This window comes from Klebsiella terrigena (genome assembly GCF_012029655.1).
Lineage (GTDB): Bacteria > Pseudomonadota > Gammaproteobacteria > Enterobacterales > Enterobacteriaceae > Klebsiella > Klebsiella terrigena.
In genome coordinates this window covers 3816430-3833163 of sequence record NZ_CP050508.1, presented here as the reverse complement: position 1 = coordinate 3833163, position 16734 = coordinate 3816430, and the positions used below count along the sequence as shown (strand labels likewise).

15 protein-coding genes are annotated in these 16734 nt (G+C 56.6%); 3 read left to right on the top strand and 12 right to left on the bottom strand.

Annotated features, from left to right (window positions below; translation table 11 throughout):
• Positions 1–15: 15 nt before the first annotated feature.
• Positions 16–744, bottom strand: a complete 729-nt coding sequence (gene artP / locus HCK03_RS17995; RefSeq protein ID WP_041144760.1) for an arginine ABC transporter ATP-binding protein ArtP — start codon at positions 742–744, stop codon at positions 16–18.
• 223 nt (positions 745–967) lie between these two features.
• The gene (locus HCK03_RS17990; protein ID WP_115193250.1) at positions 968–1486 is read right to left on the bottom strand and encodes a lipoprotein; all 519 of its coding nucleotides are present in this window, start codon (positions 1484–1486) and stop codon (positions 968–970) included.
• Between the two features lie 309 nt (positions 1487–1795).
• On the opposite strand from HCK03_RS17990, the gene HCK03_RS17985 reads away from it, so the two are divergent.
• Positions 1796–2662 (top strand): hypothetical protein, encoded by an 867-nt coding sequence (locus HCK03_RS17985; protein ID WP_228283749.1) that lies wholly within the window; start codon positions 1796–1798, stop codon positions 2660–2662.
• Positions 2663–2714: 52 nt separating this feature from the next.
• Here the strand turns inward: HCK03_RS17985 and HCK03_RS17980 are convergent, their stop codons facing one another.
• Both HCK03_RS17980 and yahO read right to left on the bottom strand, forming a co-directional pair.
• On the bottom strand, positions 2715–3902 hold the full coding sequence (locus HCK03_RS17980; protein ID WP_041144762.1) for an OmpP1/FadL family transporter: 1188 nt from the start codon (positions 3900–3902) through the stop codon (positions 2715–2717).
• A gap of 305 nt (positions 3903–4207) precedes the next feature.
• Positions 4208–4480, bottom strand: a complete 273-nt coding sequence (gene yahO / locus HCK03_RS17975) for a DUF1471 family periplasmic protein YahO (RefSeq protein WP_041147562.1) — start codon at positions 4478–4480, stop codon at positions 4208–4210.
• Between the two features lie 531 nt (positions 4481–5011).
• Between yahO and HCK03_RS17970 the strand changes: the two genes are divergently transcribed.
• Positions 5012–5842: an N-acetylmuramoyl-L-alanine amidase gene (locus tag HCK03_RS17970; protein WP_167691988.1), complete on the top strand. Its 831-nt coding sequence runs from the start codon at positions 5012–5014 to the stop codon at positions 5840–5842.
• Between the two features lie 7 nt (positions 5843–5849).
• Here HCK03_RS17970 and HCK03_RS17965 read toward each other — a convergent pair whose 3' ends face one another.
• The 4 genes from HCK03_RS17965 to poxB all read right to left on the bottom strand — a co-directional run bounded on the left by HCK03_RS17965 (position 5850) and on the right by poxB (position 11240).
• Complete coding sequence (locus tag HCK03_RS17965) at positions 5850–6863, bottom strand: NAD-dependent epimerase/dehydratase family protein (protein WP_041144763.1); 1014 nt, start codon at positions 6861–6863, stop codon at positions 5850–5852.
• 96 nt (positions 6864–6959) lie between these two features.
• Positions 6960–8393 (bottom strand): DUF2867 domain-containing protein, encoded by a 1434-nt coding sequence (locus HCK03_RS17960; protein WP_167691987.1) that lies wholly within the window; start codon positions 8391–8393, stop codon positions 6960–6962.
• 10 nt (positions 8394–8403) lie between these two features.
• Complete coding sequence (ltaE, locus tag HCK03_RS17955) at positions 8404–9405, bottom strand: low-specificity L-threonine aldolase (RefSeq protein WP_123551148.1); 1002 nt, start codon at positions 9403–9405, stop codon at positions 8404–8406.
• 116 nt (positions 9406–9521) lie between these two features.
• Positions 9522–11240 (bottom strand): ubiquinone-dependent pyruvate dehydrogenase, encoded by a 1719-nt coding sequence (gene poxB / locus HCK03_RS17950; protein WP_115193245.1) that lies wholly within the window; start codon positions 11238–11240, stop codon positions 9522–9524.
• Between the two features lie 151 nt (positions 11241–11391).
• On the opposite strand from poxB, the gene HCK03_RS17945 reads away from it, so the two are divergent.
• Positions 11392–11826 (top strand): DoxX family protein, encoded by a 435-nt coding sequence (locus tag HCK03_RS17945; RefSeq protein ID WP_041144767.1) that lies wholly within the window; start codon positions 11392–11394, stop codon positions 11824–11826.
• Positions 11827–11875: 49 nt separating this feature from the next.
• Here HCK03_RS17945 and hcr read toward each other — a convergent pair whose 3' ends face one another.
• The 4 genes from hcr to aqpZ all read right to left on the bottom strand — a co-directional run bounded on the left by hcr (position 11876) and on the right by aqpZ (position 16375).
• Entirely contained in the window at positions 11876–12844 is a 969-nt protein-coding gene (gene hcr / locus HCK03_RS17940; protein ID WP_167691986.1) for an NADH oxidoreductase, read from the bottom strand.
• Between the two features lie 11 nt (positions 12845–12855).
• Positions 12856–14508, bottom strand: coding sequence for a hydroxylamine reductase (hcp, locus tag HCK03_RS17935; RefSeq protein WP_115193244.1), 1653 nt, complete (start codon positions 14506–14508; stop codon positions 12856–12858).
• 145 nt (positions 14509–14653) lie between these two features.
• Positions 14654–15553: a LysO family transporter gene (locus HCK03_RS17930; RefSeq protein WP_041144769.1), complete on the bottom strand. Its 900-nt coding sequence runs from the start codon at positions 15551–15553 to the stop codon at positions 14654–14656.
• Positions 15554–15679: 126 nt separating this feature from the next.
• Positions 15680–16375, bottom strand: coding sequence for an aquaporin Z (gene aqpZ / locus HCK03_RS17925; RefSeq protein WP_041144770.1), 696 nt, complete (start codon positions 16373–16375; stop codon positions 15680–15682).
• Between the last annotated feature and the right edge of the window lie 359 nt (positions 16376–16734).

The following is a 16734-nucleotide window of genomic DNA, read 5'->3' as shown; positions in this document are numbered from 1 at the left end:
TTTCCCCGAAAAACATCAATGTGAAAGATAGTTTTTAAACGCGTCGGTCTGCGGATGCGCGAAGCAGTCAGCATTCCCTTGTTCAACGATATGGCCATTTTCCATATACACCACGCGGCTGGCCGTTTTACGCGCCACTTCCACTTCGTGGGTGACGATGACCTGCGTAATGCCGGTGCCCGCCAGCTCGCGGATAATGCTGACGATCTGGGCGGTAATTTCCGGATCGAGCGCCGCCGTTGGCTCATCAAACAGCAGCACCTGCGGCTCCATCATCAGCGCCCGCGCAATGGCGACGCGCTGCTGCTGGCCGCCGGAAAGGTGCAGTGGATAGCGGTCGCTGTAGGGTTTCAGGCGTAAACGTTCCAGCAGCTTTTCGGCGCGGGCCAGAGCGCTATCTTTGCTGAGGCCCAGCACGCGGCAGGGCGCTTCAATCAGGTTTTGCTGCACGGTCAGGTGCGGCCACAGATTGTACTGCTGGAAAACCATACCGACGTTCTGGCGCAGCTCACGGATGGCTTTGTCAGACGGCGCTTTGGTAAAGTCGAAGTGGTTGCCGGCGATATGTAGCGTACCGGAACGCGGCATCTCCAGCAGGTTGAGTACGCGAAGCAGCGAGCTTTTCCCGGCGCCGCTTGGGCCGAGCAGCACCAGCGTTTCCCCCTGCGGGCAATCCAGCGTGATGTCGAACAGCGCCTGGTGCGCGCCGTAGAAGCAGTTAATGCCGTTTAGTTTAATACTCATCTGGGCAGTCTGATACGAATAGCTATTGAGGCCGCAAATACTACCTTTGACAGAATAGTTATGCAATATTTATGCGTTAAAAGTTAAATGTAACCCGCATTTACCTCTAAACTTAGCACAAAATATGGGTTCGTGGGGAAGGCGGGAGCAAATGTCGGCATTACCGCATGAAATACCGACATTTTACCGGGGTTATCGGTTTTGTAGAGCAGGTTCAGCGCCCTTATCCGCGTTTTTCGAGACTCTGTTGCAGTGAACCCGCCGGCGCGTGGGCGTTAATACCGAGGTAGCGAACGTCATCTACCGCCCAGCACTGGCCTTCCTGAATCATCAGCACCTCATCTTTCCAGGTTTTGCTGCCCTGCCTGAACTCAACGCGCAGCGGAATATTGCGCGCATCGCTGTTCGGGATGGTGGAGGCGCTGGCGACATCCGCGCTATCGGCCGGGGTGGCCGAGCTGGAGAACGGGTTGGACTGCAGCACGGCGTTGCGGGAAGGATCCTGGCGCGCGTCGTTGAGGAGCTTCGCCAGATCGTCGCTCAGGTAGGGACGCAGCGCCGTCAGGTCGCTATTGCGGTGCTGGATCTGATAATCATAAAATTTCTGCGCAACCGCGTCCGGGCCGCCTTCGATGCAGGGACCGCTGCGGGTGCCGTTATCTTTATAGGCCGGCGTGACGGTGGTACAGGCGCTAAGTACCAGCGCGCAGGGGATAATAAAGGCCATGATTTTGTAGCGCATGATGATTTCCTTATAAGCTCACTACGTTATTAGTTGCTGTTCAAGCATAGCGCACTGGCTCCAGAATGCGCTTGACTCTAAGAGCTAAGCTATTAAGTTATCGCCGTTATCCGACTGCATTAATGCATCTGGCTCAGCGCGAGCGCTATTTTCTGGCGCCAGAACGCAGTTTTTATATTGATAAATGCCGCTTTGTAAAACCTATTCTTAGCTAAAAATAAACCACCGATCGGGCTTAATGCTAAAAGATTGAGTCAATCTCAGGCTATATTTATAGCCAGTATTAAACCTACCTCGACGGAATATATTATGTTAAGAAAAACGCTGGCCAGCCTGAAGGCCAGGATCTGGGCTGCGCATTTACCAAAGCTGGTGGCCAAAAATGAACGCGGCGGCGATCCTTACGATTATTACGCGGTCTATTTTGCCGACGTTGAGCGTAACCGCTATCAGTTAACGGGTTTTAACGGCAGCAATGTCAGCATGCGCTGTTTAAAGCCAACTGGGGCCGCTGCCAATAGCGATATTGCTTTTCCTGTCGCCCGTCTGGCCGCAATGGAGAGTGAGATTGTTAGCTATAAAAAATATGGCAAGATAACCTTCATAAACGTTTTTGGCTATTTTGTTAACTGCTACCTACCTATTTTTAATATAAAAACAGCCCTCTTAAGGGGTAAGGCTGCGGTGGTGTCCGCTTTTTTCCGCGAGCGCGAGGTGAGGAGCCAGGACCGTATTTATCTGCTCGGCCTGATCGTTAACGAGTTTGTGCACCAGCGGCCTTCAAGGCTCTCATCCGGGATTACGGTCGATGAAGTTATTGATATTTTATACGGCAAGCTGTGGTATCAGCATATTCGCAACGAGCAGTTTCGCCGGAAGGTGACGTTGTTAATGGCGTCACTGGTTTTTTCCGGCGAGCTGGCGGTAGAGAATAACGTATACAGGGTCCAGGGAAACGCCATTGCCACCCTGGTCGAGCATGAGAAGGATGAGCGCCGCGCGAAGCAGCAGGATAAAATTCAGCGTAATATGGTGCGCCTGATGCTGATCATTACCGCCGCGACGGTACTGATTACGCTGGCACTGCTGGGGCTGGCGGGAGTGATTGATTTACATAAAATCTGGCAGGATATTCTGCAGATTAAACCGGTAAGATTTTTATTCAAACTGATTTAAGTCCATGAAAATATTGCCCGATGCGCGATGGAGCAGCGGGCGATATTCGCTATCAGAACTGGTAGCTGTAGTTGACGCTGGCGAACCACAGGTACGGATGATCGTAATCCCCGGCGATAATTTCCGGCGATTTCACGTGCGACGACTGCATGTGCAGGTAGGAGACCGCGACGCCAATATTGCTTGCCGGCGTAATTTGATACTGCGCGCCGGTGGCAAAGCGCCATTCGTCGCCGGTCGGAAGAGTGAGCGCCACGTCGCTCTGCGAGTCGTATACCGTGCTGTCGAAACCTACCCCGGCGTTCAAACGCCACTGCTCGGTTGGCCGGTACTGGACGCCCACCGCGGTATGCCAGGAGTCCTTCAGGCGGTTTTGTTTGTTGCTCTCCTTGCCGGCAACGGTGATTTGCGGGCTACCGAACTGGCTCCAGTCCTGCCAGCCTAAATCCCCCATCACCGACCACTGCTTGTTGATGTCGTGCACAAGGCTCAGCATGATCTGCTGCGGTGCGCGAACCTGGGCTGAAATCGGCAGGTCGTACTCGGTATTCGGCAGATTGGGTAAGCGGGCCTTACCGTCAATATTGAAGTTGTAGTCCGTCTTGCTGGTCCAGGTGATACCGGCGCGGGTTTGCTCCGTCAGCTGCATCAGCAGGCCCAGGCGATAGCTCATGGCCCAGTCGTGATCCTTGTCCTTTTGGTCGGTTCCATCAACGCTGCGGGTCAGGGAAAGGAAGCCGTAGTTAAGGTTAGCGGACGCGCCAATGGAGAGACGGTCGTTGAGCTTATAGGCCAGCGACGGGCTCAGCGTCATCGCGACCATGGTGCTTTTCTTGATCAGCCGATCGCCCGCCCAGTTGCCAAAATCGATCCCTAAGCCGTAGTTGCCGTAGAGACCAATGCCGGCGTAAAGGTCGTCATTGATTTTTTGCGTATAGAAGCCGCTGGCGTTAGGAAATACGTTCATCACGTTGCCGGGGCTGCTTCTGCCGTTCTCATCCTTAAGCTGATACGAGATATCCCCGCCCATCGCCTGCATCCCGCCGGTGAACATATGGTCCGGCAGGCGGGTCATTCCTGCGGGGTTAGTCACGATCGTTGACGCATCCTGCGCCCTCGCGGCCTGGCCCGCGCCGGCAAGGCCGACATCTTCGGTACCTATTTCGTAAAAATAGAGCGCGCTTGCCTGTGAAAGACCGGAATAGAGGAGCCCAGAGATAATTAACGCGATTTTTTTCATTTTCTACCTGCAATGTTTAAAATTGAGTCTCATTTTTATACCCCAGAAGTATAGACAGCATTGACTCACCGGCAGGGGCTTATGCTTTTAAACATGAGTTTGCTGGAAAACATAAAGACGCCGGCGCAGCGATTGACTTTCTGCGTGACGTTTGAGTGTTTTATTCGGGGACGTTGCGGGTATTTGATGACAGAATGTGATAGCGGTAAATAGTCATGCTATCTAAAAATAAATATTGCTCGCGCGGTTCTGGATGGGAAACATTATCATCTGACGATGATAATGTTTCTTTCGAGAAGAATTAATTACTTCTTCTTATAGATATTGGCGCTGACGTGCAGCTTTTTATCAGTATTGCCGGAGGACAGAACGATAACGTCTGCGCCTTTTTCATCGGCTTTCTTAATCAGCTCAGCACGCGCATCGCTTGGTGCGGTCTGGCCGGTAGAAGAGATCGTACCGACTTTCTGATACTGAGTCTCAACCTTGGCAAAATCTTCTTTAGATAAGATTTCTGCGGAGAAGGCGTTTGCGGTCAAAAACAATGCTGCACCTGCCACTAAAGCTGCATATTTCATATTTTTAAACTCCATTGTTTATCTTGCTATCATCATGCTCTTATTTTAACTGCTCATGAGCGAACTCAGATTGAATCAACTAAGAAAAAATTTCAAGCAAAATACTACAAAACCATGACCGCTAACTCGCGAATTCGTAAGGAAAAGATGAACCCGACTTCATTGCAGGCGGCGACCTGCATGATGCCTGTGGTTGAGCATCGTCTTATCATCATTTTATAACTGTCGTTAGTAAAAATTTATCTTATATAAAAATGGTCGTTCCGATCGACGAATCGCCCCTGGCAGACAGCACCGAGCTTATCGTTTATCATAAAACAGGTTGTTATTAACGCCGCCGCAAATGGGAAAACGTATTTGTTGCCGTCCGTAATTATTATAATTTCGTGTTAACGGTTGCACCTTTTACTGAATGCGGGAGAGATGTGAGCGCTTTGCCCCGCCTTATGTCGCAACGCTCAGGCTCTCTTAGGCCAAAAGGAAGGATTTTGTGATGGTATGTTTCACCGCACGCGCCGGGAGGGCCTCCCGATGAAGCTCAGGGGAGTGATGGTTCTCGTTGCGCTGCTGCTGGCCGGCTGCGCAACGGAAAAGGGGATTATCGATCGTGACGGCTATCAGCTGGATACCCGCCATCCGGCGCAGGCCGCCTACCCGCGGGTGAAGGTGCTGGTCATTCACTATACCGCCGATGATTTTGACGTCTCGCTGGCGACCTTAACCGACAACCAGGTGAGCTCCCACTACCTGATCCCTGAACGACCGCCGCTGCACCGCGGTAAGCCGCGCATCTGGCAGCTGGTGCCGGAAGAGGATTTGGCCTGGCATGCGGGGATTAGCTTCTGGCGCGGCAGTACGCGCATTAACGACACCTCTATCGGCATTGAGCTGGAAAACCGCGGCTGGCAGAAAGCGGCGGGGGTAAAAAGCTTTACGCCGTTTAGCCCGGCGCAGATTGATGCCCTGATCCCCCTGGCGAAGGATATTATCGCCCGCTACCACATTGCGCCGCAAAACGTGGTGGCTCATGCCGATATTGCGCCACAGCGTAAGGACGATCCCGGGCCGCTATTCCCCTGGCGCCAGCTGGCCGAACAGGGCATTGGCGCCTGGCCGGATGAAGAGCGGGTCGCGTTTTATCTCAACGGTCGCCCGACCTGGCAGCCGGTCGATAGCGCAGCGCTGCTGGATTTACTCGCCCGCTACGGCTATCAGGTGACGCCGGAGATGACGCCAGCGCAGCACAAGCGGGTGATTATGGCCTTTCAGATGCATTTCCGGCCGGCGCGCTGGGACGGCGTCGCCGATGCGGAAACCCAGGCCATCGCCGAAGCGCTGCTGGAGAAATACGGCCAGGGTTAATTCGGCGCTAGCGGTGCAGCTTGCCGTGATCTTTCAGCCAGGCCGCGGTGCGGATAATTCCCTCATCCAGCGTCACCACCGGGCGGTAGCCCAGCTCTTCCTCAGCGCGGGAAATATCAAGGGTAAAATCAAAGTTCAGCTTGGAGACGCCGTAGTGGGTAAAGGCCGGTTCCTTGGCTGACTTATTGCCAAAATGCTCCATGCTGCGGGCGATGATATCCAGCATCGGATAGGGGACCGAGCGAATACGGCACTTTATTCCCAGCTCATCAATCAGCTTTTGCACGATGCTGCGCAGGGTGCGCGGTTCACCGTTGGTGATATTCCACGCCCGGGCGGAAGGCAGGTGGTCGCACTGCGGCTGGCTGGCAAGCCACATCGCGTGCACCGCATTCTCATAGTAGGTCATATCAACCAGCGCGCGGCCGCCGCGGGGCAGCATTACGCTGCCGTAGTGCTGCATCATCTGCGCGAGGCGGGGGATGAACACTTTGTCGTGGGCGCCGAACAGACCCTGCGGGCGCAGGATGGCAAAGCGGGTATTGGGGTTCGCCTGGGCCAGCAGATTAATCACCTCTTCGCTCGCCGCCTTGCTGCGGGCAAATTCGTTGGCAAAGCGGTGCGGGCGAAAATCTTCCTGCACGTCGCGATGGTGGTGATAATCAAAATAGAGCGAAGGAGAGGAGATATGAACGAAGTTGCGTACGCCCCAGGCCACGGCCCATTCGCCAAGGCGACGGGTGGCGCGGACGTTGGCTAAATCGAAGGCCTGCTGTGTGCCCCACGGCGAGGTAAAACTTGAGCAGTGCCATAGGGTATCGATACCGGCAAGCATCACCTTGGCCTGGGATGAAACCAGTTCGGTTAAATCTGCAGGGACAAATTCGGCGCCCATTTTGCTCAGAAGCTTGCCCATCGCTTCGTTTCGCCCGGTCGCTCTGACGCTGATGCCTTTGTTACGCAGATATTCCACCGCGTTGCGGCCTAACCCGCTGGTCGCACCGGTAACCAGTACCTTCATATCAACCTACTGTCCCAGAAAAGAATTTCGTGCGCATTTTTCCGTGATTCTCCTCACGATGCAATGAGAATGATAGCAGAATGACGTAGATACTTCCTATTTGCCTGTGATTTGGTCTGCCAGCCGGGCAATACGTCGCGCCATGCCGCGAAAGATAAACAGATGGGCGGGGATCATCAGCAGCCAGTAGAACAGCCCCGGCATACCGTGAGGGTGCCACCAGGCCCGGACGTCGAGCTCGCGGTGGTCGCCTTTATCGCTGAGGGTAAAGCTCAGGCGCCCCAGGCCGGGCGCCTTCATGCCAAAGAGTAAGGTGAGCTGCTTTTCCGGTTCGACAATAATCACCTTCCAGCTGTCTACCGCGTCGCCGGTCTGCAGAAGGTCGCGCGACGGTCGGCCTTTCGCCAGGCGATGGCCCACCAGCAGGTCCATGGCGCCGCGAATTTTCCACAGCGCGTTGCCGAAGAAGTAGCCCTCTTTGCCGCCGATCTGGTTGACGACCTGCCAGATTGCCGCCGCGCTGGCGGTGGTGCTAACCGTGCAGCCGGCCTGCTTAGGGTAGTAGCCGTACTCCGGCCGCCAGCGGGCGAAGGCCTGCGCGTCGTAGCCCCAGTCGCTGGAGTTCACAAGCTGCTCCTCTTCTTTAAGCGTGCGGCGTACCGCTTCGTCAAAGGAGATCAGCGGCTGGGGGATCAGCGCCCGCAGCGCGCGATCGTCGGCGATCAGATCGTGCTTCAGCCCCTGAATCAGCGCCTTGGCGATGGTCGGCGGAACCGAAGTAATCACGTTGAGGAACCACACCGAAATCCAGCGGGTGGGAAAAGGGATCGGGATCAGCAGGCGATGCTTGCCGCTGACCGCCATAAAGTGGGTGAACTGCTGCTGGTAGCTTAAAACATCCGGCCCGGCGGCTTCGAAGACGCGATGTTCCGCGCACGGATGGTTGAGCAGCTGCACCAGATAATAGAGCAGGTTTTCAAGATCGATAGGCGTGGTGCGCGAGCGCACCCAGCGCGGCGGCGTTAAAACCGGCAGGTTGTAGACCATGTCGCGCATCACCTCGAACGCGGCGGAGCCGGCGCCCACGATAATGCCCGCCCGCAGCTCGGTGACCGGCACGCCGGACTCGCGCAGAACGTCGGCGGTGACCTGCCTGGCGCGCAGGTGGTCAGACTGTTCCGCCGCCGGTACCTGCAGCGAGCTGAGAAATATCAGCTGCTTTACCGGCGTTTCGCGCAGGGCGTCGCGCACGTTTTGCGCCACCTCGCGCTCGTGCCGAATAAAGTCGCCGCCTTCGCCCATGCCGTGCACCAGATAGTAAACGGTGTCCGCCTGCGCCAGCAGGGCAGAAAGCCCCTGCGGCCGGGTGAGGTCGATGGCATGGCAGCTCACTCCCGGGAGATTGCGCTTTTTTAGCCGCTCGATATGGCGCGCCGCCGCCAGCACGCAATAGCCCCGATCGCTCAATGCCTGCACCAGATGCTGACCGATATAGCCGCTGGCGCCGAGCACCAGAATTCGTTGCGACACGCCTGACTCCTTAGCGGTTCAAAAATTCCTGCCAGTGGCCAACCACTTCCGCCAGCTGTTGACGATTGACGTCGATATGGGTGACCAGACGCACAACCGGCGAGGCGTTGATCAGCACGCCGCGCTGCTGCATAAACGCGCCCAGCGCCTGGGCCTGCTCTTCGCCAACGCGGATGAACAGCATATTGGTGTCGTGGCGGGTGACGTCTGCGCCGATGGCGCGCAGCTCCCCGGCCATCCACGCGGCGTTGTCGTGGTCCTCCTGCAGGCGCGCGACGTTATTTTGCAGAGCGTACAGGCCCGCAGCCGCCAGAATTCCGGCCTGGCGCATGCCGCCGCCGACCATTTTACGCCAGCGGGTGGCGCGGTGAATGTAGTCGTGGCTGCCGACCAGCAGCGAGCCTACCGGCGTTCCCAGACCTTTAGAGAGGCAGATGGTGAAGGAGTCACAGTATTGGGCGATATCGCGCAGCTCGCAGCCGTACTCCACCACCGCGTTAAAGATGCGCGCGCCGTCGACGTGCAGCGCCAGGCCGCGTTCGCGGGTAAACTCCCACGCCTGTTTGAGGTATTCGCGCGGCAGCACCTTGCCGTTATGGGTATTTTCGAGGCTTAGCAGGCGAGTGGGGGCAAAATGGACATCGTCAGGCTTAATCTTTGCCGCGACCTTATCCAGCGGCAGAGTGCCGTCAGCCGCCGCGTCGATGGGCTGCGGCTGAATGCTGCCGAGCACCGCCGCGCCGCCGGCTTCGTACAGATAGTTATGCGCACCCTGGCCGACGATATACTCTTCGCCGCGCTGGCAGTGGCTCAGCAGGCCCACCAGATTCGCCTGGGTGCCGGACGGCAGGAACAGCGCCGCCTCTTTGCCGGCCAGCTCTGCGGCGTAGCGCTGGAGCGCGTTAACGGTCGGGTCGTCGCCATAAACGTCGTCGCCGACCGGGGCTGACAGCATGGCATCCAGCATGGCGCGCCCCGGACGGGTTACGGTATCACTGCGGAGATCTATCACGGCATTTCCTTGTTAGTGTTTCATCCTTCACGCTGTATCCGCGTTAGTCGCATAAATCACCCCAGCGGGGCCTTCGATGCATCATGAATGATGTTGTGTGGGCTCAAAAGGATGTTTTACCTGAGCCAGTTGGTTTTCGCCAGTTCGATAACTTCATCTCCGCGTCCGCTGATGATGGCGCGCAGCATATACAGGCTGAAACCCTTGGCCTGATCCAGCTTGATTTGCGGCGGGATCGCCAGCTCCTCCTTGGCAACCACCACATCGACCAGCACCGGGCCGTCGGTGCTAAACGCGGTTTGCAGCGCGTCGTCGACCTCAGAGGCTTTTTCGACGCGAATGCCTTTTATGCCGCAGGCTTCAGCAATGCGGGCGAAATTGGTGTCGTGCAGCTCGGTACCGTCGGTCAGATAGCCCCCGGCCTTCATCTCCATTGCGACAAATCCCAGCACGCTGTTGTTAAAAATCACGATTTTTACCGGCAGCTTCATCTGCGCCAGCGAGAGGAAGTCGCCCATCAGCATGCTGAAGCCGCCGTCGCCGCACATCGCCACCACCTGACGCTCCGGCGCCGTTGCCTTCGCGCCAATCGCCTGCGGCATGGCGTTGGCCATTGAGCCGTGGTTAAACGAGCCGATCAGCCGGCGCCTGCCGTTCATCTTCAGATAGCGTGCGGCCCAGACGGTTGGCGTACCGACGTCGCAGGTGAAAATGGCATCGTCAGCGGCGAAGCGACTAATCTGCTGCGCCAGGTACTGGGGGTGAATGGCCTTATCGCTCGGCTTGGCCAGATCGTCGAGCCCCTTACGCGCCTCGCGGTAGTGCTCAAGGGCTTTGTCGAGGAAGCGGCGATCCGTCTTCTCTTCCAGATGCGGCAGCAGCGCTTTTAGGGTCGATTTGATATCGCCGATCAGCGCCATATCGACTTTGCTGTGCGCGCCGATGCTGCCGGGATTGATATCAATCTGAATGATTTTCGCGCTGCTGGGATAGAAGGGCCGGTAGGGGAACTGGGTGCCGAGAAGCACCAGGGTGTCGGCGTTCATCATGGTGTGGAAGCCGGACGAGAAGCCGATCAGCCCGGTCATCCCGACGTCATAAGGGTTGTCGTACTCAACGTGCTCCTTGCCGCGCAGGGCATGGACGATGGGCGCCTTGAGCTTAGCGGCGAACGCGACCAGCTCTTCATGGGCTCCGGCACAGCCGCTGCCGCACATCAGGGCAATGTTGCTGGAGTAGCGCAGCAGCTGCGCCAGACGAGCTATTTCTTCCGCCGGCGGCGTCACCTCCGGCAGCGGGGCGGAGTACCAGTGGCTGCTGGCGCCTTCCGGGGCCGCCTTCAGCGCCACGTCTCCCGGCAGCACCACCACCGAAACGCCGCGGTTGAGGACCGCTTTGCGCATGGCGATGGCCAGCACCTGCGGGATCTGTTCCGGGGTGGAGACCAGCTCACAATAGTGGCTGCATTCGCGGAACAGCTCCTGCGGATGGGTTTCCTGAAAATAGCCGCTGCCGATTTCGCTGGAGGGAATGTGGGCGGCGATGGCCAGCACCGGAACGTGGTTGCGGTGACAGTCAAAAAGGCCGTTGATCAGATGAAGATTGCCCGGGCCGCAGGAGCCCGCGCAGACCGCTAGCTCGCCGGTAAGCTGGGCTTCGGCGCCGGCGGCAAACGCGGCAACTTCTTCATGGCGCGTCGGCATCCATGCAATGGTGCCCATGCGGTTCAGGCTGTCGCTCAATCCGTTGAGTGAATCGCCGGTGACGCCCCAGATGCGCTTCACGCCGGCCTGTTCAAGAGTTTTCGCTACGTATGCGGCCACGGTCTGTTTCATGGTTCTCCATCTCCTTTATGTGATAACGCTTACAAGCTTAGATGAAACTCATCGTTACGCCCGCATCTCCCACCCATTTTCAGCTGGTATTCTTGCGCGAAAGTTGCGCATAATCTGTAACCACTAAAAGGGTAAACAGGAATCATTTCAAATGGTTAAATCACTGTTAAATGCTGTTAATAAAATGCTGGCTCACGACGATTTTGGCAAACTCTTGTTACGACTTGCCGTGGGCGGGCTGATGTTATTCCACGGGCTGCATAAGCTGTTTGACGGCGTCGCGGGGATCGGCGGGATGCTGGTGGCGAAAGGGTTACCGGGCTTTATTGCCTATGGCGTGCTGGTGGGCGAGGTGCTGGCGCCGTGCCTGCTGATTCTGGGGATCCTCACCCGACCGGCGGCGCTGGTGCTGGCGTTTACCATGGTGGTGGCGTGGCTGATGGTCGGTACGGGAGAAACCTGGCAGCTGGATAAAACCGGCGCCTGGGCGATTGAGAGCCTGGTCTACTTCTTTATTGGCGCGCTGGCGATTGCCTTTATGGGTGCCGGCCGCTATTCGCTGGTAAAAGATCCGGCGTGGAAATAAAAAAAGCCCCGCCTACAGGGCGGGGCTTGCCGTTGAGGATGATCCCCCGCTAAGCCAGAACCAGATCGCCCTGCGGGTGGCAGGAGCAGGCCAGCACGTAGCCGTCGGCGATCTCCTGACCGGTCAGCGTCATGGTGCTGCTGACCGTATAGTCGCCGGCAACGACTTTGGTTTTGCAGCAGCCGCAGACGCCGGCACGGCAGGCGACGGTAACCGGAACCTTGTTGCTTTCCAGCGCCTCCAGCAGGGTGGTGCCTGGCGGCGCATAGAACTCCTGCGCCGGCTGCAGTTTGGTAAACTTCAGCCCGCTGGTGGCCGCCTGGGCGACCGGCGTAAAGAACTTCTCTTTAAAGAAGCGCGTGACGCCCAGCGCGCTGACCTCCCGCTCAACCATTTCCATATAAGGCGCAGGCCCGCAGGTCATTACGGTACGCGAGGCCAGATCCGGTACGCTTTTCAGCAGATCGGCGGTCAGTCGGCCGGCAACAAAGCCGTGGGTGGCGTTGTTTTCCGCCACCAGGGTGACCGCGTACTGGCGCCACTCTTCGGCGAAAATAACGTCCTCAGGCGAACGCACGTTGAAAATGACCTGCACATCCGCCTCGGGGCGATACTTCGCCAACCAGCGACGCATCGACATAATCGGCGTCACCCCGCAGCCGGCTGCCAGCATCAGGAAACGGTCCGCCGACTTATCTGCACAGGTAAACTCACCCATCGCATCGGACAGCCAGATATAGTCACCGCGCTTGACGTCACGGGTTAACCACTGAGAGCCGGCACCGTCATCAATACGACGCACGGTCAGCGTAATGTACTCGCTGACGCCCGGCGTAGAGGAGATCGTGTAGGCACGCAGCGTATCCGCCGAGTTGCGTACGCTGACCAGCGCATACTGCCCGGCCTGATAGGGATAGTAGTCGTGGCACAGCAACGATACCGTCCAGACGTCGGGGGTTTCCTGATGGATGTGATGTACCTGCATCCGCCATGGGCACTGCTGGGTTGGCATAGTCATTCGATCGCTCCTTACGCGCTCAACAGTTGCTGCATGTCTTGTTCAACGGTCGTCACAGAGCGCAGGCCAAATTTCTCGTTGAGGATTGCCAGCAGATCCGGGGTGAAGAAGCCCGGAGCGGTTGGGCCGGTGACGATGTTTTTCACGCCGAGTGAGAGCAGGGTCAGCAGGATAACGATCGCTTTCTGTTCGAACCAGGAGAGCACCAGCGACAGCGGCAGGTCGTTCACGCCGCAGCCCAGTTTTTCAGCCAGGGTGACGGCCAGAATAATCGCCGAGTAGGCGTCGTTACATTGACCGGCATCCACCAGGCGCGGCAGGCCTTCGATATCGCCGAAGTCGAGCTTGTTGAAGCGATATTTACCGCAGGCCAGGGTCAGGATCAGGCAGTCGTCCGGAACGCTGGTCGCGAAGTCGGTGAAGTAGTTGCGCTCGCCGCGCGCGCCGTCGCAGCCGCCGACCAGGAAGATATGACGCAGTTTTTCGCGGCTGACCAGGTCGATCAGCGTATCCGCCGCGCCCAGCAGGGTCTGACGGCCGAAGCCTACGGTGATCAGGTGCGGAATTTCGCTATACGGGAAGCCGGCCATCTGCTGCGCCTGGGCGATCACCGGCGCGAAGTTTTCGCCTTCAAGGTGGCTCACGCCCGGCCAGCCGACGATGCTGCGGGTCCAGATACGGTCGTCATAGGCGCCAACGGTCGGATCGATGATGCAGTTGGAGGTCATCACGATAGGGCCAGGGAAGCGGGCAAATTCAACCTGCTGATTCTGCCAGCCGCTGCCGTAGTTACCGACCAGGTGTTTGAATTTACGCAGCTCGGGGTAGCCGTGCGCCGGCAGCATTTCACCGTGGGTATAGACGTTAACGCCGGTGCCTTCGGTTTGTTCGAGCAGGCTATACAGATCTTTCAGGTCGTGACCGGAGATCAGGATGCACTTACCTTCAACCGACTTCACGTTGACCTGAGTCGGGGTCGGGTGGCCGTATTTGGTGGTTTCACCGGCGTCCAGAATGCTCATCACTTTGAAGTTCATCTGGCCGATTTCCATTGAGCACTCCAGCAGAGCGTTCAGATCGGCAGGCCAGGTGCCCAGCCACGCCATAATTTTGTGGTACTGAGCGTAGATATCGTTGTCGTACTGACCCAGAACGTGAGCGTGCTCCATATAGGCCGCGGCGCCTTTCAGGCCGTACAGGCACAGCAGACGCAGGCCGAGGATGTTCTCGCCGATGGTTGCTTTGTCTTTGTTGGGGGTAAATTCTGCCGCCTGACGCTGCAGGTCGCCCAAATCGTCGCTAACCAGCTGCAGGCTGGCCATCGGGTTGTCTGGCGCCGCGCTGGCGTCAATATTCAGGCACTGGGCCTTCAGCGCCTCGCGCATCGCGATGGCCTCACGCGCGTAGCCCACGATGCGCGGAGAGTCGAAGTTAACGTTGGTCAGCGTGGAGAAGAAGGCACGCGGCGCAAAGTTATCAATTTCATGATCAACGATGCCATATTCACGAGCCTTAACGGCCCAGGCGGAGAGGCCCTGCAGGGAGGCAATCAGCAGATCCTGCAGATCGGAGGTTTCGGCCGTTTTACCGCACATACCCTGCGCGTAAGAGCAGCCGTTCCCTGCGGGGGTACGGATGGTTTGTTCACATTGCACACAAAACATGGTCACACCTTTTTTAAAGTTATATTTAATATACATGTTTAAGGTTATGCCCGGGCGCGCAGGGATTAAAGGGATTTCTAATACAATTTACAGGGAGATTGATTTAGCGCAATTTTGGCGGTAGATGACTACCGCCACAGGGGTATTAAGCGGAGAAAAAGGCCATCAGCACGGGCACCAGAAGGCTGAGAATAAAGCCATGAACAATCGCCGCCGGCACGATTTCAACGCCGCCGGAGCGCTGTAATACCGGCAGCGTAAAGTCCATCGAGGTCGCGCCGCAGAGGCCTAAGGCCGTTGAGCGGCTGCGGCGAACCAGGCCGGGAATAAGCATAATCGCCAGCAGCTCACGGGAGAGATCGTTAAAAAACGCGGCGCTGCCAATCACCGGCCCGTAGGATTCGGTCAGCAGGATCCCTGAGAGCGAATACCAGCCAAATCCTGAAGCCATTGCCAGCCCGGTTTTGAGCGGCAGGTCGAGAATAAAGGCGTTGATCATCCCGCCGAGTAATGAGCTGGCCATGACGACGACCGCCACAATCATTCCCCGGCGATTAAGCACTATTTGCCGCAGGGTCATACCGTTATTGCGCAGCTGAATACCAATCAGCAACAGCAGGAAAATCAGCGTATATTCGCTGGCTTCGGTGGCGTGCTGCAGAAATGACAGACCGCTTAAGCCAATCAGGAAACCAATAAGCACCACGCCGCACAGCTGCAGTGATTCCATTGCCATCGCCACGCGCGAAGGTAATTTCTCCTGCCGATGCTGGCTGCGCCACGGCATCTTCTTCTCGAGCCACATTAATGCCGCAATATTACACAGCATAATAACGACGACGCTTACTGCGGCGTAATGAAGAATGGAAAGCAGGTTGCTGGCTAAATTGTCGAGGAAGGCGAGGCTGATCCCCATGAAAAAGAGGATAACGTAGACAATCCAGCTCAAAAGTCGCGCGATGACTTTAAGCGCTACCGGCTGACGAAGTGGAATGATATAGCCGATAATCAACGGCAGCAGAATGATTAATAATCCCGAAAACATGAACGGCTGGTCCTTGCAGAATGAAAATAGCGCCACTGACACTACCCAAATCATGGTACCGAGTAAAGCCGTCACCAAAAAGAAAGGCCCGGCATAGCCGGGCCTGAGCGCGAGTCTACGGTGAGACTAGCTGCGTTTTTCCAGCAGCGTGCGGTAGAGCACGCCGCCGAGGATCCCGCCGATGATTGGCATCACCCAGAACAGCCACAGCTGCTGCAGCGCCCAGCCGCCCTGGAAGATAGCGACCGCGGTGCTACGCGCCGGGTTGACGGAGGTATTGGTGACCGGAATGCTGATGAGGTGAATTAAGGTCAGCGCCAGGCCGATAGCGATCGGTGCAAAGCCCGCGGGGGCGTTTTTATCCGTTGCGCCGTGAATAACCAGCAGGAAGCCGCAGGTCAGCACAATTTCGATGACAATCGCCGAAAGCATTGAGTAGCCGCCCGGAGAGTGTTCGCCAAAGCCGTTGGACGCAAAGCCGCTGGCCGCTGCGTCAAAGCCTGCTTTACCGCTGGCAACCACGTACAGAACGCCCGCTGCAATAATACCGCCAACTACCTGGGCGATAATATAACCGATCACGTCCTTGGCCGGGAAACGACCGCCGGCCCACAGGCCTAAGGTCACCGCCGGGTTAAAGTGCCCGCCGGAAATATGCCCCACGGCAAACGCCATCGTTAATACGGTTAAACCAAAGGCCAGAGCGACCCCGGCAAACCCTATTCCCAGCTCCGGGAAGGCTGCTGCCAGAACCGCGCTACCGCAGCCACCGAACACAAGCCAGAATGTACCAAAACATTCCGCTGCTAATTTTCTAAACATAACCACCTCAAATAATAATGTTAATGAGCACGATTTAACGTGCCGATCTTTATTTATCAACTAAAGGATGAAGATAAAAATAAAGCGTCGCTATTTTATGGACGATCGTCATCCCGTAACCAGTTAAATAAATAGATGTAATTTGATTTAGGGCAAGGTGATGTTAATCCTTATACCATTCACTGTGCAAGAAAAGAGTAGTACAAAAATAATAGATGTAACCACTGCAATGAATGAATTATTTTTTAAACAAATACCCCTATCAATAATCATATTGAAAACGTTATTTTTCGCCTCTGCTGATATTGGCGTTTGCGGCAGTGTCATGTTCCAGCATGTGTCGCTATACTGCTGATAAC